Genomic DNA, 20674 nt, shown 5'->3' with positions numbered 1-20674 from the left:
GCCAAGCGGGGCCCGCGCTTAACGGCGCCCACGACGCGAACGCCCGGCCACAAAAAAACCGCCCGAGACCTTGGGCCCCGGGCGGTTCGATCTTCCTGTCCCTCGGAAGGTCGGTTCAGTGCAGCTTCTTGCCCACCGTGTCGATCGCCTCGTCGATCAGCTTGGCCTTCTCGGCCGAGCCCATCTTCTGCGCCACGACGTCCCGCGCGGCGGCGGTCGCGATGGCGATGGCGCGGTCACGGACCTCTTTCACCGCCTGCTGTTCCGCCGAGGAGATCTGGTCCTCGGCCGCGGCGATGCGGCGCTCGATGGAGCGCTGAAGGTCGGCCTTGGCCTGTTCGGCGTTGGCCTTGGCGTCGTCGCGCGCCTTGGCGACGATGCGGTCGGCCTGGTCCTGCACTTCGCGGCTCTTGCGCTCGTAGCTGGCCAGAAGGCTCTGGGCCTCCTCGCGCAGCGCGCGCGCCTCGTCGAGCTCGGAGCGGATGCCCTGGGCGCGGTCGTCGAGCAGCTTCGACACGAGGCCCGGCACCTTGAAGTAGAACAGCACGCCGATGAAGACGAGGAAGGCGATGAGCACCACGAAGTCGGTGTTCTTCAGCGAGAAGAACACGTCGCCCGCGGCCAACGAAGGCGTGGCGGCCAGGGTGAGCGGAGCGGAAATCGCAATCAGCTTTTTCATCTCGGTCACCCTTTCAGCCGCTGGTCGACGGCGCTGTCGATCTCGCCCTGATCCGCCGAGGCGCCCAGTGCCGCGACAAGCGCAGCGGTGGTGTCCTTGGCGACCGCCTCGACATTGGCGAGGGCGGAATCGCGGATCGCGGCGATTTCCTTCTCCGATTCCGCCGTCTTCGCGGCGATCTCGGCATCGGCCTTGGCCTGCGCATCGGCGACCTGGGCCTTGATCTCGTCGCGGGTCTCGTCGGCGATCTTCTGGGCCTCGGAGCGCGCGTCGGCGAGGGCCTTCTCGTAGGCGTCCTCGGCCTCGGCCGCCTGTTTCTTCAGGTCTTCGGCCTTGGTGAGGTCATTGGTGATCGTGCCCTGACGCTCGGCCAGCACGGCCGCGATCCGCGGCAGCGCGACGCGCGACAGGATGAAGTAGATGACCACGAGCGTGAGGACCAGCCAGAAGACCTGGTTCCACACCCAGTCGCCGCAGAGCTGCGGCATGCCGATGGCAGAGCCGTCGGGGCCCACGCAGGCACCGGCGATCTCCTCGGCAATCGGTTCGGTCGCCATGGCGTCCTCCGGTTGATGTCTGGATCACTGCGGGCGGTGCCGGAGACCGGCGCCGCCCACGCGCAAGGATCTATCTTAGCGGATTACACCGCGAACATCAGCAGGAGCGAAACGAGGAACGCGAAGATGCCCAGAGCTTCGGCGAATGCGATGCCGATGAAGAGGGTCGCGGTCTGCGATGCGGCCGCCGAGGGGTTGCGCAGGGCGCCGGCCAGGTAGTTGCCGGCCACGTTGCCCACCCCGATGGCGGCTGCGCCGGAACCGATTGCTGCGAGGCCTGCGCCGATGTGTGCGAGATCGCCTTCCATGGTGTTACTCCTTACGAATTGGAAGTTGCGTTCGTTGGTGACATTCGGCGCTGTCGCGCCGCGCGGGAGAGCGGGCCGCCGCAAGGGCCGCCCGCGCGCCCCGGATCAGTGATGCGGATGCAGCGCGTCCTTGAGGTACACGCAGGTCAGGATGGTGAAGACATAGGCCTGGATGAAGGACACCAGGATCTCCAGCCCGTACATGGCGGTGATCGCCAGGACCGCGATGGGCGAGACCGCCGCGATGGCCGCGAAGCCCGCGAAGACCTTGATCACCGCGTGGCCGGCCATGAGGTTGCCCGCCAGACGAATGGAGTGGCTGACCGGGCGCACGAAGTAGGAGATCAGTTCGATCACCGCGAGGATCGGCCGCAGCGCCAGCGGCGCCGAGCTGACCCAGAAGAGGCCCAGGAAGCTCATGCCGTTCTTCACGAAGCCCAGCACCGTGACCGAGATGAAGACCGCCAGCGCCAGCACCACTGTGACCGCGAAATGCGAAGTGGTGGTGAAGGCCATCGGGATCAGCCCGAGGAAGTTCGCCAGGACGATGAACATGAAGAGCGTCATGATGTAGGGGAAATACTTCACGCCCTCCTTGCCGGTGACGTCCTCGACCATCTTGTAGACGAAGCCGTAGGCCAGTTCCGCGATCGACTGGGCGCGCGAGGGGATGATCGCGCGGGCGCTGGTGCCGAGCACCAGGAGGCCGATGACGCAGAGCACGGTGATCGCCAGCCAGAGCGTCACATTGGTGATCGTGAACATGCCCACCGGACCGTCGCCGAAGAGCGGCGAGACGATGAATTGGTCCATCGGGTGGAAGACCAGGCTGCTGCCTTCGCCTTCAGCAGCTGCGGTTTCAGTCGCCATGCGTGTTCCCCTCGTCCTCTTCGGCCGTCTCGGCCAGGCGTTTCTCTTGGATTTCCTTGGCCGAACGCATCATCACGTTCACCCCGGCCGCGAAACCCAGCATCGTGAACAGCACCAGAAGCCAGGGGGTCGTGCCCAGGAGGCTGTCGAGCCCAAATCCGATGCCAAAGCCGATCCCCAATCCGGCGACCAGCTCGGTAACCATGCGCCAGGCGTGTTGGGCCTGGCTGTAGTGCTCCTCCTGGTGGCGTTTGGGCGGCGCCTTCGCCGCCTTCATTGCCGCGATCTTCTCGTCGAGCGACGCCATGCGCCGTTTTCGGTCGTGGTCTTCCACGTCGGATCGGCCCCATTCGGAGTTTGGCTGGTTGCTATGCGCCCCCCGGCTTCGAGTCAAGCGGCAGGCCGCCGCAGGGCGTGGGGCGGTAAGTCGTTGGAATTGCTTGCCTTTGTCAGGCGCCAAACCGAGCCACCACCACTCGCCCGGCCCGCACGGGCCCCAAACCCCGCCCGCGCGCATATTCAACCGCCAAGTTGACAATGGCCTCGCGCCCGCTTGACGGCACCGCCAACTCGGGCGCAACTGCCGGCCCATGTCGCATGACCTCGACCTCATCTTCGCCGCGCTCGCCGATCCCACCCGGCGGCAGATCCTCGCCATGCTGCTCGAGGACGACATGGCCGTGAGCGACGTGGCCGAGCCCTTCGAGATGTCGCTGGCGGCGATCTCCAAGCATCTCGCGATCCTCGCCGGCGCGGGGCTGATCAGCCAGGACAAGCGCGGGCGGCTGAAGTGGTGCCAGCTCGAGCCGGACGCTTTGCGCGAGGCGGCGGTCTGGATGCAGGGCTTCGGGCAGGTGGAGCCGATCAACCTCGACGCCTTCGAGCGGTTCCTGGAGGCCGAGCTGTCGGCTGAGAAGCGCACCGAGGCGGTACCCGGCGAGGCCCCGGACGACTGGCTGGAGCCGGTGACGCCCGAGGAGGGCGGCGCGACCGGGGAAGAGCGCGGCGAGCGCGGGGGCTAGGCCCGGCAGAACGGCGCGGCAGCTACGACGGTTTAGCGAGTGCGGGCACGCCCCGCCCCTTTGGCGACGGAGGGCTCTCGCCCGCGCAGCAGCGGCGAGGCGCTCTCACCGGCCCGGCGGCAACGGAACTCTCGCCCGTCCCGCGGCAACCGCGTGCTGCCGCCCCTTCACATCACGCGAACCCGCCGCCTCAGGACAGCCCCTGCTCCGTGACATAGGCCTTCAGATGCTTCAGGAAGGCCTGCACCTTCGCGGTCCGGTGCAGGTCCACATGGGTCACCAGCCAGGTGTTCGAGACCCAATCCTCGAGCGGCGGCATGACCTCGACCAGCCGGTCGTCGCCCTCGGCGGCGCGGACCGAGACGAAGCCGATGCCCACCCCGTCCGAGACCGCCCGCTCCGTCACCCGGCTGTCGGCGGCGCGGAAGACGATGCGCTCGCGGGGGATGTTCTCCTTCATCCAGCGGAAGAAGGGCGCGCGGTTCTCGATGTTCTCGGGGCCGACGAAGCGGTGCTTCAGCATGTCCTCGGAGGTCGCCGGGCGGCCCTCCTTCTCGATGTAGTCGACCGAGGCGTAAAGCGCGACATACTGCTTCATGAAGGCCTGCACGACGTTGTCGGGCTCTTCGGGCTTGGGCCCGGCGCGAAGCGCGATATGCGCCTCGCCGTATTCCAGCCGGAAGACCCGGTCGTCGGTCAGGTAGCGGACGATGACCTCGGGATGGGCCGCCTGGAAGGAGGCGATGGCCGGCACCAGGAGCGGTGCGAAGTTGATCAGCGAGGTCACCATGAGCTCGCCCGAGACCTCGGAGCCCCGGCCCTTGATGCGGCTGGCGAGTTGGTGGAACTGCTCGTCGGTGGTCTGGGCGACGCGCAAGAGGTCCTGGCCCGCCTCGGTCGGCGTGTAGCCCCGCGCGTGGCGCTGGAAGAGCTTGACCCCGAGCCGCCCCTCGAGCGCGTCGATATGGCGGATCACCGTGGCGTGGTGCACGCCCAGCGCATCCGCCGCCCCCGAGACCGTGCCCATGCGCGCCACCTGGAAAGCGGTGCGAACCTCGTCCCAGTTTTCCATCTCAGGCCCTTTTCTTTGTGCATCCACCCACAGTTCTTGTTCATTTGGGCTTCTTGAGTGCGGAAATGCAAGTGACAGATACGAGGGGTCACGCAACATTTCCTCATGAGAGGCCCGAGATGACCCAGACCGTTCTTCACATCGACACCTCCGCCCGCCGCGAGGGCTCGGTTTCCCGCGACCTGACCGCCCGCGTCGTCGACCAGCTTGGCGCCGACAAGGTGATCGAGCGCGACCTCGCCACCCCGCTGCCGGCGGTCGACGCCGAGTGGATCGGCGCCAATTTCACCCCCGAGGCCGACCGCAGCGAGGACCAGCGCGCCGCGCTGGCGCTCTCCGACAGCCTGATCGAGGAGCTGCGCGCCGCCGACACGCTGGTGATCGGCGTGCCGATCTACAACTTCGGCACCCCGGTCAGCTTCAAGACCTGGATCGACCTTGTGGCCCGCGCGGGCGTCACCTTCCGCTACACCGAAGAGGGCCCCGAGGGCCTGCTGAAGGGCAAGCGCGCCATCGTGGTGGTGGCCTCCGGCGGCACCCGCGCCGGCTCCGACATCGACTTCGCCTCGACCTACGTGCGCCACGTGCTGGGCTTCATCGGCATCACCGATGTGGAGCTGGTGAGCGCCGACCTGCTGATGGTCGACCCCGAGGCGGCGATGAAATCCGCCGAGGACCAGCTGGCGAAGCTGGCGGCTTGAGGCTGGGCGCGGCGCGCGCCTGAGGAGGTTTGGGCGTGTGGCTGGGGGCTGGCTTTTGGAGTTGGGCCCGGAGCGGGGTGGCTTTCTGGCGATCCGGCCCCTGGTGCCTCACACTGCAAAAATGTTCGTAATGAAGGGGGGCACGGCTGCGGTCGTGCCCCTTTTTGCGTCTAAACAGACGGGCGGCTGGGTCTCGCTGGGTGAAGCTGCTCGCGCCTCCTCAGAGAGGCTTCACATCTCAACTCCGCTACTCCAACCCTCTTCTCACCTATCTTCTTCTCGCCTCTTGCCGTCTCCTCTCGTCACCCTTGCCCCCTCCCCTTTCGTGTCGTCTCCTTTGCTCTCCACTCCTGCCTTCATTTCCCCGCCTTCCCCTAACTTTCTCGTCCCTCCCCTACCTTTCCCTTCTGACCTCCGCTCAACGCAGCGCCGCCCTCCGCGTGACGCGACACAAGGCAAGAGCCCCACCACCCTCTCAACCAGCTCAACAAAGGGCGCGCGCCGGACCGGGGGCCGGCGCTGCTGCCCTCTGAGCATGGCGCTTTATGGCAGCAAGGTCAGGGCTAGGGGATAGCTATGCGCGCCATCCCAAGGAGCGCCGGCCCATCGGGCCGGTCCGGCGCGCGCCCGGCATCTTCGATGCTATTCGGGCGCAAGACGCGCGGGCCTGGCGACCTTTGGTCTGAGGAATACCGCAGTTTGCCGCCCGGGGTGCAAAGGCTCAGAACGCACCAGCCCTTTTGATTGGCGACCCCGCATCTCAATCCCCGCCCTCCGCCGCCATCACCCCTCGCAACAGAGGGCGCGCGCCGGGCCGGGGGTCGGCGCTGCTGACCTCTGGGCGAGGCACTTTATGGCAGCAAGGTCAGAGCTAGGGGCATGCTATGCACGCCATCCAAAGGAGCGCCGGCCCAAGGGGCCGGTCCGGCGCGCGCCCGGCACCTTCGGTGCTGTTCGGGCGCAAGAAGGAGAGCGAGCACATGGTGGTGGGAGGTGCGCGGTTGATGGCGGGGGCAGCAAGGTATCCGCCCCGATTGCAGCCGTGGCGCACCGGCCCCGCGAGGCTACCGCTCCTGCAGCTCAGCCCAACAGAGGGCGCAAGAAGTAGGGGGCACATGGCCGTTGGTGGTGCGCAGTTGATGGTGGTTGGTGCGCGGTGACCGCTCCGGGTGTAGCCGTAGCGCGCCGGCCCCGCGAGACGACCGCTCCTGCCGCTCAGTCCGCCTACAGCTCAACCCACCCGCCGCACGGCCACCCACCGCCCCACAACACCCTCACCCACTCACCCTCCATCCCCCCACCGCACCCTTGACTCCCCCGCTCCGCGCGCGTATCGCGCCTCGATAACTCCGGAAGTGGCAGAACTTCCGGTCCTATGGGCTTGGCCCGGGATCGCCCTCCGTCAGCGCGTTGCGCCCACGGGGGCGCTACTGGTTTGAGCCTGCGCCATTTGCGTGGCGCGCCCGCAGCCCCCACCTCGGGGGCAGTGGACAACGGAAGATGAAGGGGGCGGAAGCGCCATGTTCGAGAACCTGTCAGATCGCCTGGGCGGCGTCTTCGACCGGCTGACCAAGCAGGGCGCCCTCAGCGAGGAGGACGTCAGGACCGCGCTGCGCGAGGTCCGCGTGGCCCTGCTCGAGGCCGACGTCTCGCTGCCGGTGGCGCGCGCCTTCATCAAGTCGGTCGAGAAGAAGGCCACCGGCGCCGCGGTCACCAAGTCGGTGACGCCGGGCCAGCAGGTGGTGAAGATCGTCCACGACGAGCTGATCGCCGTGCTCGCCGGCGAAGAGGGCGCCGACCCCGGCGACCTGCGCATCTCCAACCCGCCCGCGCCGATCCTGATGGTCGGCCTGCAGGGCGGCGGCAAGACCACCACCACCGCCAAGCTCGCCAAGCGCCTGACCGAGCGCGACCGCAAGAAGGTGCTCATGGCCTCGCTCGACGTGCAGCGTCCGGCGGCGATGGAGCAGCTCGAGATCCTCGGCAAGCAGATCGGCGTCGACACCCTGCCGATCGTCAAGGGCGAGGACCCGGTGGCCATCGCCAAGCGCGCCAAGACCCAGGCGAGCCTCGGCGGCTACGACGTCTACATGCTCGACACCGCGGGCCGGCTCTCGATCGACGAGGAGCTGATGACCCAGGTCGAGGCGGTGCGCGACGTCGCCAACCCGCGCGAGACGCTCCTGGTGGTCGACGGCCTGACCGGCCAGGACGCGGTGCATACCGCCGAGAACTTCGACCAGCGCATCGGCATCTCCGGCGTCGTGCTGACCCGGATGGACGGCGACGGCCGCGGCGGCGCGGCGCTCTCGATGCGCCAGGTCACCGGCAAGCCGATCAAGTTCGTCGGCCTCGGCGAGAAGATGGACGCGCTCGAGACCTTCGAGCCCGAGCGCGTCGCCGGCCGCATCCTCGGCATGGGCGACATCGTGGCGCTCGTGGAGAAGGCGCAGCAGACGCTCGAGGCCGAACAGGCCGAGCGCATGATGAAGCGCTTCCAGAAGGGTCAGTTCAACATGAACGACCTGAAGATGCAGCTCGACCAGATGCTCAAGATGGGCGGCATGGAAAGCATGATGTCCATGATGCCGGGCATGGGGAAGATGGCCAAGCAGATGGAAGGCGCGGGCATGGACGATTCGGTCCTGCGTCAGCAGATCGCGCTGATCAACTCCATGACCAAGAAAGAGCGCGCCAATCCCCAGCTTCTGCAGGCCAGCCGCAAGAAGCGCATCGCCAAGGGCTCGGGCCTCGAGGTCTCGGAGCTGAACAAGCTTCTGAAGATGCAGCGGCAGATGGCCGACATGATGAAGAAGATGGGCAAGATGGGCAAAGGCGGCGCGCTGAAGCAGGCCATGCGCGGCATGTTCGGCAAGGGCGGCATGCCCCCGGGCATGGATCCCTCGCAGATGGACCCCAAGCAGCTCGAGGCCGCGGCCAAGGCCATGGGCGGCAAGGGCGGGATGCCCGGCGGCATGGGCGGCATGGGCGGCGGCCTGCCCGGCGGTCTTTCGGGCTTCGGCAAGAAGAAGTGATGATGTCGCGGGCGGCATATCCTCTTGCGCCCGGCGCGGCGCGGAACGCGGTCGCTTCGGCGGGCCGCGGTGTCGCCTGCGTGCACACGGAAGCGACACGCCCCGCCCTGCCCGCGCGCCTTGCGGCGGAGGCACCCGCATGAGCCTCACCAACGCCCCCACCCTCTCAACCGAGCGGCTGATCCTGCGCGGCCCCCGCCGCGAGGACGCCGAGGCCGTCATGGCCTTCCTCATGGATCCCGCCCGCGCCGAGGGCTTCGGCCATATCTCGCAGCGCGGCGAGGCCTGGCGCTGGTTCGCCATGCTGGTCGGCCACTGGCACTGGCACGGCTACGGCTATTTCGTCATCGAGGACCGCGAGACCGGCCGCCCGGCGGGCATCTGCGGCATCTGGAACCCCGAGACCTGGCCCGAGCCGGAACTGGGCTGGGTGGTCTTCGACGGCTTCGAAGGCAAGGGCCTGGCCTATGAGGCCGCCATCCGCGCGCGCCGCTGGGCCTATGACGACCTCGGGATGACCACGCTGACCTCGAACATCGTGCCCGGCAACGACCGATCCAAGCGGCTCGCGACGCGCCTCGGCGCGGTCTACGAGCGCACCTACCACAACGAGAACATGGGCGAGGACGAGCTTTGGCGACACCCCTCTCCCGAGGAGCTCGGGGCATGAGCGAGCGCGTCTTCCTGCACACCGACCGGCTGACCCTGCGGCCGCTGCGCGCCGGAGATTTCGACGGCTATGCCGCCTATTACACCGGGCCGCGCGCGGCCTATGTCGGCGGGCCCATCTCGCGCAGCGACGCCTTCTCGCGGTTCTGCGCCATGATCGGCCACTGGCAGATGCGCGGCTTCGGCCGGCTGGCGATCTGCCGCAAGGAGGACGACAGCCGCGCCTTCGGCCACGCCGGGTTGATGCAGCTCGACGACCACCGCCTGCCCGAGCTGACCTGGACGCTCTGGGAGGCCGAGGCCGAGGGCCAGGGCTACGCCCGCGAGGCCGCCCGCGCGGTGCGCGACCATGCCTTCCAGCAGCTCGGCCTCGAGACCGTCAGCGCCGTGGTGCACCGCGAGAACGCCGCCTCGGCCCGGATCGCGGAACATATCGGCGGGACGCGCGACGAAGCCCTGCCGACCCGCTTCGCCGACGAGGTGGCCTTCCGCTTCGACCGCGCCCGCATCCTCGAAGGGGCCTCGGCATGACCCGGATCGACACGCCCCTTCGCACCTCCATCCGTCCGGCAAGGAAAGGCCCGGCCCATGACTGACAGCACAAGCGCAGATCCCGTGGCCGCGGCCGCCGAGCTCCTGAAGCACCACCGCGAGTCGATCGACCGGCTCGACGCGATCCTGGTCTTCACCCTGGCCGAACGGTTCAAGCACACCCAGTCCGTGGGCGTGCTGAAGGCCGAACACGGCCTGCCCCCCTCCGATCCCGCGCGCGAGGAAAACCAGATCGCGCGGCTCGAATCCCTGGCGAAAGAGGCCGACCTCGACCCGAGCTTCGCCAGGAACTTCCTGAATTTCATCATTCAGGAGGTCATCCAGCACCACCGAAAGCACCAATCCTGAGGCCGGGACGACCGGCCCGAAAGAACAGCCAGACAAAGGAGATACCCTCATGGCACTGAAAATTCGTCTCGCCCGCGGCGGCTCCAAGAAGCGCCCCCATTACGCCATCGTTGTGGCCGACAGCCGCATGCCGCGCGACGGCCGCTTCATCGAGAAGCTCGGCACCTACAACCCGCTCCTGCCCAAGGGCGACGAGCGCCGGGTGATCATGGACATCGAGCGCGCCAAGGCCTGGATCGCCCAGGGCGCCCAGACCACCGACCGCGTGTCGCGCTTCCTCGAAGCCGCCGGCGAGGTCGACAAGAAAGAGCGCAGCAACCCCAAGAAGGGCACCCCGGGCAAGGCCGCCCAGGAGCGCGCCGCCGCGCGCGCCGAGAAGGCCGCCGCTGCCGAGGCGCCCGCCGAGGAAGCCGCCGCGGAGGAGTGATCCTTCCGCGCGTTGCGCATGACATGAGAAGGCGCGCGGGGCTTCGGCCCTGCGCGCCTTTTCCTTTGCGGGGGGGGCTTTGGCCTGCGGTCCCGCAGTGCGCCGCGTTCGTGTTTTTGAATGCACAGCGGGTTTGGCCGCCCGCGGCTCCCTTTCGAAACAACCCCGCTCGCAGCCCCCGGATTATCCCCGCCCCTGCGCGCTTTCACGGCGCCAGCCGCCTCGAAAGACGCGGTTTTTCGCCGGCCTGACGCCACGGCACCGGCGGAAACTGGCCAAGCCCACCTGCGCGCACTAGACCTTGCAGGAAGACCCCCGCGCGCGACCTGCGCGCTCCCCACGACGCAGTTTCCCGAAAGGCCTTTCATGCTCCGCAGTCTTCTTGCCGTCCCGGCCCTCGCCGCCTGCCTGACCACGCCCGCCTTCGCCCAGAGCGGCTCCGACGCACCCGCGCTCAGCTTCACCCTACGCGGCGGCGTCGCCTCGGGCCCGGCCTATTTCGGCGCCGAGGAATACGAGGTGAAGCCCGACATCGGCTTCGGCCTGCAATCGGCCAACATCGGCCCGCTGCGCTTCGGCGATCCCGACCCCCAGGCCGAGAAGACCGGCCTCGGGCTGCGCGGCTCCTTCCGCTACATCGCCGCCCGCGACGCCAGCGAGCATGACCTGCTGGCCGGCCTCGACGACATCGACGCCGCGGTCGAGCTGGGCCTGGGCCTCGGCTATGCCTCCGAGCATTTCATGGCCTTCGCCGACCTGCGCCAGGGCTTCGGCGGCCACACCGGCGTCGTCGCCGAGGCGGGCGCCGACGCGATCTTCCGCGCCAGCCCCGAGCTGACCCTGACCGCCGGGCCGCGCGTGCTGTTTGGCAACGGCGAATACACCGACACCTATTTCGGCGTCTCGGGCTCCGAGGCCTCGGCCCTGAACCCGGCCTATGACGCCGACGGCGGGCTGGTTTCGGCCGGCATGGAGTTCGGCGCGATCTACCAGATCGACGAGAACTGGGGCGTCGAGACCGCGGTCACCTGGGACCGCTACATGAACGATGCCGCCGACAGCCCGATCGTCGACAACGGCCGCCGCGACGACTGGGGCGCCCGGGTGGGTCTGACCCGCAGCATCCAGATCGGCCGCTGAGCCCTCCCCCGATTGCGCTTTGCCCCTCCGGCGCGGTAAGCACCGGGTCGGAGATGGGCACAAGCGACGGGCGAGGCACAGGGTGAGCGACAGGATCTGCGTGGGCGTGATCGGCGGGGCGTTCGGCGTGCACGGCGAGGCACGCATCAAGAGCTTCACCGCCGAGCCCGAGGCCATCGCCGATTACGCGCCCCTCGAAAGCGAGGACGGCGCGCGCAGCTTCGAGCTGCAGATCACCCGGCCGGTGAAACAGGGCTTTGCCGCGCGCCTTTCAGGCGTGCGCTCGAAGGAGGACGCCGACGCGCTGAAGGGCGCGCGGCTCTACGTCCCGCGCGACCGGCTGCCGCAGCTGCCCGACGACGAGTTCTACCACGCCGACCTGATCGGGCTCGAGGTCTATGACACCGGCGGCGTGGTGCTGGGGCGGATCAAGGCGGTGCTGAACCACGGTGCGACGGATTTGCTGGAGGTCGGGCGGCCCGGAGGCTCGCAGACCGCGCTCCTGCCGTTCACCCGCGAGGCGGTGCCCACGGTGGATCTGACCGCGGGTCGGATTATCGCGGATCCCCCGGAGGGGATCTTCGACTGAGGGGGGCTTGGGGTCGCCGGACGACGGACCCGCTGCTCCCAAAGCCGCCATCAACAAACGCCCGATCCCCTGAGCAGCCGGTCGAGCTTGTCTCCGCAGACCGCCTGCATCTCGCCCCCTGTCACAGCCCCAGGCAAACCGACCCTTAGCCACCCCTCACAACAGAGGGCGCGCGCCGGACCGGGGGCCGGCGCTGCCGACCTCCGAGCGAGGCGCTTTATCCCGACAAGGTCAGGGCTAGAGGCGAGCTAGGCGCGCCACCCCAAGGAGCGCCGGCCCAAGGGGCCGGTCCGGCGCGCGCCCGGCACCTTCGGTGCTGTTCGGGCGCAAGACGCGCGAGACTGGCGACCTGCGGTCTGAGGACGACCGGGGAACGCCGCCCAGGGTGCAAAGGGTCAGAACGCATGATCTCTGTCGATTGGCGACCCGGCATATCAATCACCGCCCTTCCCCCGCCATCACCCCTCGCAACAGAGGGCGCGCGCCGGACCGGGGGCCGGCGCTTCTGACCTCCGCGCTAAGCGCTTTATCCCAACAAGGTCAGGACTAGGGGTGAGCTAAACACGCCACCCACAAGAGCGCCGGCCCAAGGGGCCGGTCCGGCGCGCGCCCGGCATCTTCGATGCTATTCGGGCGCAAGACGCGCGAGACTGGCGACCTGCGGTCTGAGGAAGACCGGGGAATGCCGCCCGAAGTGCAAAGGCTCAGAAAGCGTCATCCCTGTCGATAAGCGACCCGGCATCTCAACCACCCCCCCTTTGCCAACCCGCCGCCAAGCCTCTAAAGGACGCGGCGGACACCTCACTTCGGGACAGGCTCATGCGCTCTCACGGTCGCAAATCCATCCAGGCCACCTCGGCCCCGCGCGATCTCATGGCCGAGAAGCGCCTCTCGGGCACCTGGACCGCGCAGGTGGTCACGCTCTTCCCCGAGGCCTTCCCGGGCACGCTGGGCCTCTCGCTCACCGGCCGCGCGCTGGACGAGAACCGCTGGCAGCTCGACACGCTGCACCTGCGCGAGTTCGGCGAGGGCAAGCACCGCAACGTCGACGACACGCCGGCGGGCGGCGGGGCGGGCATGGTGCTGCGCGCCGACGTGATGGAGCGCGCCCTGAGCGAGGCGCGCGGGCGGATGCCCGAGGAGGCGCCGATCCTCTACCTCTCGCCGCGCGGCGCGCCCTTCACCCAGGCCCGCGCCCGGCGCCTCGCCGAGGGGCCCGGCATGACGCTGATCTGCGGCCGCTTCGAGGGGCTCGACGAACGGGTGATCGAACATTTCGGCATCGAGGAGGTCTCGCTCGGGGACTACGTGCTGACCGGCGGCGAGATCGCCGCGCAGGCGATGATCGACGCCACCGTGCGGCTCCTGCCCGGGGTCCTGGGCAATGCCGCCTCGACCGAGGAGGAGAGCTTCTCCGAGGGGCTGCTCGAGCATCCGCAATACACCCGCCCGGCGGTCTGGCAGGGCCGGGCGATTCCCGAGGTGCTGCTCTCGGGCAATCACCGCGCCATCGCGGAGTGGCGGCGCGCGCAGTCCGAGGCGCTGACCCGCGCCCGGCGCCCCGACCTCTGGGCGGCCCGCGAGGACGGCGAGGACTGAGCCCCAGCGGCGCTTTTCCCCCTTGATCGACGCCGATCAACCCCCTATACGGCGCGGGTCGGTCGGCCCCGCCTGGGGTCGGCTCACTGGCCCGTGCGCCAAGGCGTGACGCTTCGACACGCCGCGGGGTGGCCGGGCCCGGATACGGAAAAGACGTTGTGACCTCCTGCGGGCGCCAAGGCGGACCCGACCGAAGACCGGAGCTCTCGGAACGCGAGACACCTTCACGGGGCAACCGTGAGCAGAGATGGAGAGATCAGATGGACCTGATCGCAGAACTCGAGGCGGAACAGATCGCCTCGCTCGGGAAGGACATTCCCGACTTCAAGGCCGGCGACACCGTGCGCGTCGGCTACAAGGTGACCGAAGGCACGCGCACCCGCGTGCAGAACTTCGAAGGCGTGTGCATCAGCCGCAAGAACGGCCATGGCATCGCCGGCTCGTTCACCGTCCGCAAGATTTCCTTTGGTGAGGGCGTCGAGCGCGTGTTCCCGCTCTACTCCACCAATATCGACGCGATCACCGTGGTCCGCCGCGGCAAGGTGCGCCGCGCGAAGCTGTACTACCTGCGCTCGCGCCGCGGCAAGTCGGCCCGGATCGCCGAGGACGTCAACTACAAGGCCCTCAAGGGCGACGGCAAGAAGCCGGTGCAAGGATCGTCGACATGAAAAAGAACCTTCATCCCGAATACCACGTCGTCACCGTCAAGATGACCGACGGCAGCAGCTTCGAGACCCGCACCGTCTGGGGCAAGGAAGGCGACACGCTGACGCTGGACATCGACCCGACCGTGCACCCGGCCTGGACCGGTGGCTCCTCGCGCCTGATGGACCAGGGCGGCCGCGTCTCGCGCTTCAAGAAGAAGTACGAGGGCCTGGGCTTCTAATCGCCCTTCCCCTCGCGGAAAGTTTACGGGATCGCCGTCCTTCGGGGCGGCGATTTCGCGTTTGGGGCCCCTCTTCGCCCCGCCGGGCCGCATCGACAGCCCTGCCCCCGCCCGCTAGAACCCCCTTCATCGCAAAGGGACAGACGGGCCGATCATGCGGAACATCCTGACACGCGCGCTGTGCCTCGGCGCCCTGCTTTTGCTTGCCGCCTGCGCCGCGGCGCCGCTGCCCGACAGCACCAGCCGCCAGGACGAGATCGCCGCGCTGACCCGCGCCTTCCGGGCGCTCGACGCCGAGGTCGACCCCGAGGAGGCCGCCCGCGCCGCGCGGATCGCCGTCACCTACCCGCTGGAGCTGCGCGCGCTCTACGAGATCGAGGACAGCCCGGTGGTGCACAACACCAAGGTCAACGCCGGGCTGAAGCCGCGCGGGCTCTGCTGGCACTGGGCCCAGGACATGGAGCGGCGGATGCGGCAGGAGAACTTCCAGACCCTCGACCTGCACCGCGCCGTGGCCCCGCCGCGCAACCTGATGCGGCTGGAGCATTCCACGCTGATCATCTCGGCTGCGGGCGACGGCTACCGCGAGGGGCTGGTGATCGACCCCTGGCGCTACGGTGGGGTGCTCTACTGGGGCCCGACCGAGGAGGATGCGCGCTACGACTGGCTGCCCCGCCGCGAGGTGCTGGCCGCCAAGGGAATCTACCTCGCGCCGGAGTGAGCCCGTGGGGGTGGGTCGCTCAAGCTCGTCCTCCAAGGAGTTAGAGAAGCCACGGGCCAAACGCCCACTTGCCTCCCGGTCGCCCGCACCTTCCGCCGCGACAACGCCCCTTACCGATACCGGTGCAACGTCGCGTCGAAGGCGCCCATCTTCAGATCCTCGCGGTAGTAGGCCTGGTCCTGGCGCATCCGCGCCACCGCCTCTTCGGCGAAGCGCAGCGTGTCCTCGATGAAGAGCCGTTCGGGCGCCACGGCCTCGAGGATGCTCTCCTCGATGTCGTAGTCGAGAAGCCCTGCGTCGTCCGAACGCGCATGCGCGAGCGCCAGCGCCCAGCCGCAGGCATGGGCATAACGCTTCCAGGTCTTCTTCGAGAGATCGTCGAGGTCGATGTCCTCGCGGAAGGGCGCGCGCTCGCGGGACATGAAGCTGAGCCCGTCGATCTCGGCGCTGCCGTAGAAGACATCGCCGTCCGAAAGATGCACCGACTGGCCATGGGCGATGCGCTCGGCCTTGGTGCCCGCGTCGAAGTCATGCGGCGGCACCAGCCCTTCGAGCGCCGAGCGCCGGGCTTGCTTGAACTCCACGATCAGGTCGTCGCTGGCATCCCGCGAAGGCCCCTCGAGCAGGCAGTAGTAGCGCGGCAGCCCCAGCGAGGCGGTGCCCTGCCCGTGCCGCATCGCCACGTCCTTGACCCGCAGCGTGCCCGCGCGGCCCTCGGGGCGGATGCCGTTGGCCTTGGCCAGCGCGTCGATCAGTCCCTGGAACTCCTCGCGGCGCGAGGAGATCGGCGTCAGCTCGTCATTGGCCCGGAAGCCCCGCCCGCTGTCGTCGAGGTAGCGCTTCTGCAGCCAGTTGGCGCGCTTGGTCCGGGCCTCCTCGAAGAGCCGCCGGATCACCTTGGGCGCGTTGTCCTCGCGCATCTGGGCGTGGGTCTCGGTCTCGTGCCGGGCGAAATGGCGGATCCCGTCGAGGTAGCCGCGCAGGAACTTGCGGGCGATCTTCCTCTGGCGCTTGCGCTTGTGCCCGCCCTCTTCCTCGGCGGCGATCAGGAAGCCGGTGGCGCCGCGCTTCAGGTCCCAGGAGAAGGGCGCGTAGATCGCATCGTCGAAGTCGTTGACCCCGAAGATCGGCACGTTGTCGGCATTGGGCATCACCCCGAAGTTCGAGGGATGCACGTCGCCCAGCGCCAGCACCGTCGGCATCCGCGCGTCGGCGCCCAGCATGTCGCGATGGAACAGGAGCGAGGTGCCCCGAAAGAAGGAGAAGAGCGAGCCCGCGAGCTTCTCGAACTTGTCCCGCGTGCCATGGGCGCGCTGGTCGATGCGCAGGGCGTGGTCCTCGAGGATCGTGCGCCGGACGTGTTCGCGCCGGGCCTGGCCGGTGAGGTCGGCGGGCCGGAACATGAAGGGCGCCTCGACGTAGCGCGCGGCCAGCGCGCGGTAGGCCTCGAGCTGGCTGCCGATCTTCTCCTTGTGGTCGGGGGTCTCGGCGGCGGGGGTGGCGGGTGCCTTGGCGGTGGTGTCAGCGGGTTTGGCGCGGGTTGCGGCGGTGCTTTTTGCCGTGCCGCGCTTCGCCGAGGCCGGTTTGGTGCCGGTGCTCTTCGCCGCGCTGCGCTTCGCCGGGGCCGCCGTGGCGCTGGAGGTCTTCGCCCCACCGCGCTTCGCCGAAACCGCCTTTGTGCCGGCGCTTTTCCGGCTGCGGCTCGCGGCGCTCTTCGTTGTCCGCTTCGCGGGCGCGGTCCCCTTGCTCTCGCCAGCCTGCGCTGCACGCGTCGGCGTCTCGGCCTGACCTTCGCCCTCGGCAGCTTTGGCACCGCGCCGGGGCGTCCGGCCTGCCGCAGATTGTGATCTCGGGCTCTTCGACATCCTGGTTCTGTCCTTTACGTTGCCCTCAACCGACAACGCGCCGGGGTCGGACAAAGGTCCCTGACCGCCCCGGCGCGCGCACAACACCACAGGGAAAAGGCGCGGATGATGATCCTCAGACGGCTCTTCAAGGCGGTCCTCGCCGTGGTCGCCCTCCTGGCGCTGGTGGCCTGCGCGCTGCAGGTCGGCCATTCCACCGACAGCACGCTGCCGCCCCGCGAAGAGGGCACGCTGCGCGTCGCCACCCACAACGTGCATTACATCTGGGCCAATCGCGCCGAGGGCGCCTGGTCGCGCGCCGACTGGGCCAGCCGCGCGCCCGCCATGGACGCCGCCTTCAAGGCGCTCGACGCCGACATCGTGGCCTTCCAGGAAATGGAAAGCTTCGCGGGCGGCAATTCCGACGAGGAGAACCTCGCCCGCGACTACCTGCTCGCGCGCAATCCGGGCTACGCGGCCGCCGCCGTCGGCGACTGGCGCAGCTTCCCCTCGACCCAACCGATCTTCTACCGCAGCGCGCGGCTCGAGCAGATCGACCAGGGGTGGTTCTTTTTCTCCGACACGCCCGACGTGATCTATTCGCGCACCTTCGACGGCTCCTACCCGGCCTTCGCCTCCTGGGCGCGCTTCCGCGACCGCGACGGCGGGCAGAGCTTCACGGTGATGAACCTGCACTACGAATACAGCAGCGGCTCGAACCGCCTGAAATCCGCCGAGCTGACCGCCGAGCGGCTGGCGCCCCGCCGGGCCGAGGGGCCGGTGATCCTGACCGGTGATCTGAACGCCCGGCGCGGCGCGCCGACGGTGGAGATCCTCGAAGAGACCGGCCTGCGCTTTCTCGAGGTGCCCGGCGCGACCTATCACTTCGACCGCGGGCTGAACCTCTTCGGCGCGATCGACCATATCGCGCTCAGCCCCGAGCTGACCCTGCGGGCCGGGCCGGTGACGCTGCAGAAGCGATTCGCCGGGGAATGGCCCTCGGATCACTACCCCGTGGTGGCCGATATCGCCTTCGGGTCGTGACCCCGAGGCCGCGATTCGCGGCTTGAGGGTCGCGCGCACTTCACTTGTGGGGTCCCCCAAGATACCGTAGCGCCTGATCTGATACGGGGAATATCTGGGGACAATCGTGGCGCATATCATCGTTGTGGGGAACGAAAAGGGGGGCGCGGGCAAGTCGACCGTGTCGATGCATATCGCCTCGGCGCTGGTGCGTCTGGGCTATCGCGTCGGCGCGCTGGATCTCGATCTGCGCCAGCAGAGCTTTGGCCGCTACGTCAACAACCGCCGCAATTACGCCGCCTCGGCCGGCATGGAACTGCCGGTGCCGACCTATATCGAGCTGCCCGAGATCGACAAGGACAGCCTGCCGCCGGGCGAGAACCTCTACGACCACCGGCTGTCGGCCGCCATCGCCACGCTGGAGCCCGATTCCGACTTCGTGCTGATCGACTGCCCCGGCTCGCACACCCGGCTGAGCCAGGTGGCGCATTCGCTGGCCGACACGCTGGTCACGCCGCTCAACGACAGTTTCGTCGATTTCGACCTCTTGGCGCATATCGCCTCGGACGGGGTCAAGATCGAGGGCCCCTCGGTCTATTCCGAGATGGTCTGGAACGCCCGCCAGCTGCGCGCCCAGGCCGGGCTCACGCCGATCGACTGGGTGGTGCTGCGCAACCGGCTCGGCGCCCAGCAGATGGTCAACAAGCAGAAGATGGAAAAGGCGCTCGACCGGCTCTCGAAGCGCATCGGCTTCCGCATCGCGCCGGGTTTCTCCGAGCGGGTGGTCTTCCGCGAGCTCTTCCCGCGCGGGCTGACGCTGCTCGATCTCAAGGACGTGGGCGTCAAGCAGCTCAACATCTCCAATATCGCCGCCCGGCAGGAGCTGCGCGAGCTTCTGAAGGCGCTGAACCTGCCCGGCGTCGAGGTCAGCCTCTGATGGCCGGGAACGGGCCCGGCCGGGGCGAGCTGATCTTTCGGCTGTGCTTCAGCATCGGCGGGCTGGGCCTGCTGGCCGCCGCCGTGGCGATCCGGGGCATGCCGCGCGGCGCGGCGCTTTTCGAGGTCTTCGGCATCGCCGGGGTCTTCTTCCTCGGCACCGTGCTCTGGTCGGCCTGGCGGCTCTGGACCCGGCGCTAGCCCCCTTGCCATTCCCGCCCCGGGCGGAAATCCTCGTCCCCGGATGTGACCCAGGCGGGAGGATGGTATGGCGGCACCGAAGAACCCCTTCAAGGCGGCGCTGGCGGCGGGCGAGCGGCAGATCGGTCTCTGGATGGGCTTCGCCGATCCCTATGCCGCCGAGGTGGTGGCCCGCGCGGGCTTCGACTGGCTGCTGATCGACGGCGAACACGCGCCGAACGACCTGGCCGCGATCGCCCGGCAGATGCAGGTCATCAGCCCGCACAGCCACCCGATCGTGCGCCTGCCCATGGGCGAGCCCTGGCTGATCAAGCAGGTGCTCGACACCGGGGTGCAGACGCTGCTGATCCCCATGGTGAACTCCGCCGAGGAGGCCCGCGCGCTGGTCCGCGCCATGCGCTACCCGCCCGAGGGCATCCGCGGCATGGGCGGCGCCTTGGGCCGCGCGACGAACTTCGGGCGGGACAAGGACTACGTCGCCAGCGCCAACGCCGAGATGTGCCTGATCGTGCAGGTGGAGACCGGCGCCGCGCTCGAGGCGCTGGACGAAATCCTCGCGGTCGAGGGCGTCGACGGGGTCTTCGTCGGGCCCGCCGATCTGTCGGCCGACCTGGGCTACCCGGGCCGCGCCGATGCGCCCGAGATGCGCCAGGTGGTGGCCGAGACGCTGGCGCGCATCGCCGCCTCGGAGAAGGCCGGCGGCATCATCGACTTCTCGGACGCGTCCATCGCGGCGCATTTCGAGGCCGGGGCGCAATTCGTGGCGGTCGGCGCGGATGTGACCTTCCTGGCCCAGGGGCTGAGCGGGCTTTCGGCGAAATGGCGCGGGCGTTAACCCTTACTTGAGAGGTCGTGCGGCAGGATGCGGGCATGGTGATCCGTGTCCTGGCCCTGCTCGCGGCCTGTTTCTGTCTGTCCTGCAATTCCGGCGGCCCGGGGTTTTCCGGCCTGCCCGCGGAGGCGGTGACGCAGGAGGGATCGCGCTTCCTTTTCCGCCGCGACGGCCCGCTTCTCGAGGCGCAGCGCGTCTCGCCGGAATGGCTGCCGCGCTTCCAGCCGGTGGCGCGCAAGGCCGGAATGGCGGCGGAACGGCGCACCGGCTGCCGGGTGGCCTGGGTGACCGGCGACCAGGCGATGATGCTCCTCGGCCTCGCCTGCCCCGGCGGCCCCGACCCGCCGCCGCCCCCGCGCAACCGCTACTGGAGCTGCGAGGCGCTGACCCAAAGCCGCGACCTCGGCGGCGGGCTCACGTCGAGCGACATCGCGCTGAGCTGTCGGCGGCGGTGAGGGCGTGGGTTGGGCTGGCGCGGTGGTGAAGGTTGGGCGTGGAGGTCACGTCCGGCGACCAGCGGTGCGGGGTGGAGGCCACCTCCCACCACCAGCAGACCTGATGTAGCGCCTAGCACCCTGCGGTGCGGTGCGGTGCGGTGCGGTGCGGTGCGGTGCGGTGCGGTGCGGTGCGGTGCGGTGCGGTGCGGTGCGGTGCGGTGCGGTG

General features: G+C 69.0%; 25 protein-coding genes and 1 pseudogene. 19 read left to right on the top strand and 7 right to left on the bottom strand.

The window, feature by feature from the left end; genetic code table 11:
- Window positions 1-115 precede the first annotated feature (115 nt).
- The 5 genes from ACX938_RS13715 to ACX938_RS13695 form a co-directional block, all read right to left on the bottom strand.
- The gene (locus ACX938_RS13715; protein ID WP_232754151.1) at window positions 116-679 is read right to left on the bottom strand and encodes a F0F1 ATP synthase subunit B; all 564 of its coding nucleotides are present in this window, start codon (window positions 677-679) and stop codon (window positions 116-118) included.
- Window positions 680-684: 5 nt separating this feature from the next.
- On the bottom strand, window positions 685-1236 hold the full coding sequence (locus ACX938_RS13710; RefSeq protein ID WP_232754152.1) for a F0F1 ATP synthase subunit B': 552 nt from the start codon (window positions 1234-1236) through the stop codon (window positions 685-687).
- An 83-nt stretch (window positions 1237-1319) separates the two neighbouring features.
- Window positions 1320-1544 (bottom strand): F0F1 ATP synthase subunit C, encoded by a 225-nt coding sequence (locus ACX938_RS13705; RefSeq protein ID WP_072775827.1) that lies wholly within the window; start codon window positions 1542-1544, stop codon window positions 1320-1322.
- Between the two features lie 105 nt (window positions 1545-1649).
- Window positions 1650-2414 carry a F0F1 ATP synthase subunit A gene (locus ACX938_RS13700; protein ID WP_232754153.1) on the bottom strand — a complete coding sequence of 255 codons (765 nt, stop codon included), beginning with the start codon at window positions 2412-2414 and terminating at the stop codon, window positions 1650-1652.
- Window positions 2404-2721, bottom strand: a complete 318-nt coding sequence (locus ACX938_RS13695) for an AtpZ/AtpI family protein (RefSeq protein ID WP_459431472.1) — start codon at window positions 2719-2721, stop codon at window positions 2404-2406. Before ACX938_RS13695 ends, ACX938_RS13700 begins: the two co-directional genes overlap by 11 nt.
- A 283-nt stretch (window positions 2722-3004) precedes the next feature.
- Here ACX938_RS13695 and ACX938_RS13690 point away from each other — a divergent pair.
- Window positions 3005-3331 (top strand): annotated as a pseudogene (locus tag ACX938_RS13690) (ArsR/SmtB family transcription factor); the annotation flags it as partial.
- Between the two features lie 295 nt (window positions 3332-3626).
- Here the strand turns inward: ACX938_RS13690 and ACX938_RS13685 are convergent.
- A complete protein-coding gene (locus ACX938_RS13685) occupies window positions 3627-4508 on the bottom strand; it encodes a LysR family transcriptional regulator (protein ID WP_232754155.1) in 882 nt (293 codons plus the stop codon).
- A gap of 119 nt (window positions 4509-4627) precedes the next feature.
- Between ACX938_RS13685 and ACX938_RS13680 the strand changes: the two genes are divergently transcribed.
- The 12 genes from ACX938_RS13680 (at window position 4628) to ACX938_RS13625 (ending at window position 15175) form a co-directional block, all read left to right on the top strand.
- Window positions 4628-5209: an FMN-dependent NADH-azoreductase gene (locus ACX938_RS13680; protein WP_459431471.1), complete on the top strand. Its 582-nt coding sequence runs from the start codon at window positions 4628-4630 to the stop codon at window positions 5207-5209.
- A gap of 1520 nt (window positions 5210-6729) precedes the next feature.
- Window positions 6730-8244, top strand: a complete 1515-nt coding sequence (gene ffh, locus ACX938_RS13675; protein WP_459431470.1) for a signal recognition particle protein — start codon at window positions 6730-6732, stop codon at window positions 8242-8244.
- Between the two features lie 139 nt (window positions 8245-8383).
- Entirely contained in the window at window positions 8384-8914 is a 531-nt protein-coding gene (locus tag ACX938_RS13670; protein WP_459431469.1) for a GNAT family N-acetyltransferase, read from the top strand.
- A complete protein-coding gene (locus tag ACX938_RS13665) occupies window positions 8911-9444 on the top strand; it encodes a GNAT family N-acetyltransferase (RefSeq protein ID WP_459431468.1) in 534 nt (177 codons plus the stop codon). The genes ACX938_RS13670 and ACX938_RS13665 overlap by 4 nt, the downstream gene beginning before the upstream one ends.
- A 57-nt stretch (window positions 9445-9501) precedes the next feature.
- Window positions 9502-9813 (top strand): chorismate mutase, encoded by a 312-nt coding sequence (locus ACX938_RS13660; RefSeq protein WP_459431467.1) that lies wholly within the window; start codon window positions 9502-9504, stop codon window positions 9811-9813.
- A 49-nt stretch (window positions 9814-9862) separates the two neighbouring features.
- Entirely contained in the window at window positions 9863-10240 is a 378-nt protein-coding gene (gene rpsP / locus ACX938_RS13655; protein ID WP_232754161.1) for a 30S ribosomal protein S16, read from the top strand.
- Between the two features lie 366 nt (window positions 10241-10606).
- Window positions 10607-11380 (top strand): MipA/OmpV family protein, encoded by a 774-nt coding sequence (locus tag ACX938_RS13650; protein WP_459431466.1) that lies wholly within the window; start codon window positions 10607-10609, stop codon window positions 11378-11380.
- Window positions 11381-11462: 82 nt separating this feature from the next.
- Complete coding sequence (rimM, locus tag ACX938_RS13645) at window positions 11463-11969, top strand: ribosome maturation factor RimM (protein ID WP_459431465.1); 507 nt, start codon at window positions 11463-11465, stop codon at window positions 11967-11969.
- 819 nt (window positions 11970-12788) lie between these two features.
- Window positions 12789-13568 (top strand): tRNA (guanosine(37)-N1)-methyltransferase TrmD, encoded by a 780-nt coding sequence (gene trmD, locus ACX938_RS13640; protein WP_459431464.1) that lies wholly within the window; start codon window positions 12789-12791, stop codon window positions 13566-13568.
- 260 nt (window positions 13569-13828) lie between these two features.
- Window positions 13829-14236, top strand: a complete 408-nt coding sequence (gene rplS / locus ACX938_RS13635) for a 50S ribosomal protein L19 (RefSeq protein WP_232754165.1) — start codon at window positions 13829-13831, stop codon at window positions 14234-14236.
- Window positions 14233-14454: a 50S ribosomal protein L31 gene (gene rpmE, locus ACX938_RS13630; RefSeq protein ID WP_232754166.1), complete on the top strand. Its 222-nt coding sequence runs from the start codon at window positions 14233-14235 to the stop codon at window positions 14452-14454. The genes rplS and rpmE overlap by 4 nt, the downstream gene beginning before the upstream one ends.
- Window positions 14455-14608: 154 nt before the next feature.
- Window positions 14609-15175, top strand: a complete 567-nt coding sequence (locus ACX938_RS13625) for a hypothetical protein (RefSeq protein WP_459431463.1) — start codon at window positions 14609-14611, stop codon at window positions 15173-15175.
- Between the two features lie 110 nt (window positions 15176-15285).
- Here ACX938_RS13625 and ACX938_RS13620 read toward each other — a convergent pair whose 3' ends face one another.
- Window positions 15286-16578 carry a DUF2252 domain-containing protein gene (locus tag ACX938_RS13620; protein WP_459431462.1) on the bottom strand — a complete coding sequence of 431 codons (1293 nt, stop codon included), beginning with the start codon at window positions 16576-16578 and terminating at the stop codon, window positions 15286-15288.
- Window positions 16579-16723: 145 nt separating this feature from the next.
- On the opposite strand from ACX938_RS13620, the gene ACX938_RS13615 reads away from it, so the two are divergent.
- The 6 genes from ACX938_RS13615 to ACX938_RS13590 all read left to right on the top strand — a co-directional run bounded on the left by ACX938_RS13615 (window position 16724) and on the right by ACX938_RS13590 (window position 20466).
- On the top strand, window positions 16724-16963 hold the full coding sequence (locus ACX938_RS13615; RefSeq protein ID WP_459431461.1) for a hypothetical protein: 240 nt from the start codon (window positions 16724-16726) through the stop codon (window positions 16961-16963).
- A gap of 182 nt (window positions 16964-17145) precedes the next feature.
- A complete protein-coding gene (locus ACX938_RS13610) occupies window positions 17146-18063 on the top strand; it encodes an endonuclease/exonuclease/phosphatase family protein (RefSeq protein WP_459431460.1) in 918 nt (305 codons plus the stop codon).
- Window positions 18064-18169: 106 nt separating this feature from the next.
- Window positions 18170-18979: a division plane positioning ATPase MipZ gene (locus ACX938_RS13605; RefSeq protein ID WP_232754170.1), complete on the top strand. Its 810-nt coding sequence runs from the start codon at window positions 18170-18172 to the stop codon at window positions 18977-18979.
- Complete coding sequence (locus ACX938_RS13600) at window positions 18979-19179, top strand: hypothetical protein (RefSeq protein ID WP_459431459.1); 201 nt, start codon at window positions 18979-18981, stop codon at window positions 19177-19179. Before ACX938_RS13605 ends, ACX938_RS13600 begins: the two co-directional genes overlap by 1 nt.
- A gap of 67 nt (window positions 19180-19246) precedes the next feature.
- Entirely contained in the window at window positions 19247-20014 is a 768-nt protein-coding gene (locus tag ACX938_RS13595) for an HpcH/HpaI aldolase family protein (protein ID WP_459431458.1), read from the top strand.
- A 35-nt stretch (window positions 20015-20049) separates the two neighbouring features.
- A complete protein-coding gene (locus ACX938_RS13590) occupies window positions 20050-20466 on the top strand; it encodes a hypothetical protein (RefSeq protein WP_459431457.1) in 417 nt (138 codons plus the stop codon).
- Window positions 20467-20674 lie beyond the last annotated feature (208 nt).

Source organism: Roseivivax sp., from assembly GCF_054552075.1.
Note: the sequence above shows the minus strand (reverse complement) of the source record. Positions and strands in the feature narration are given on the sequence as shown.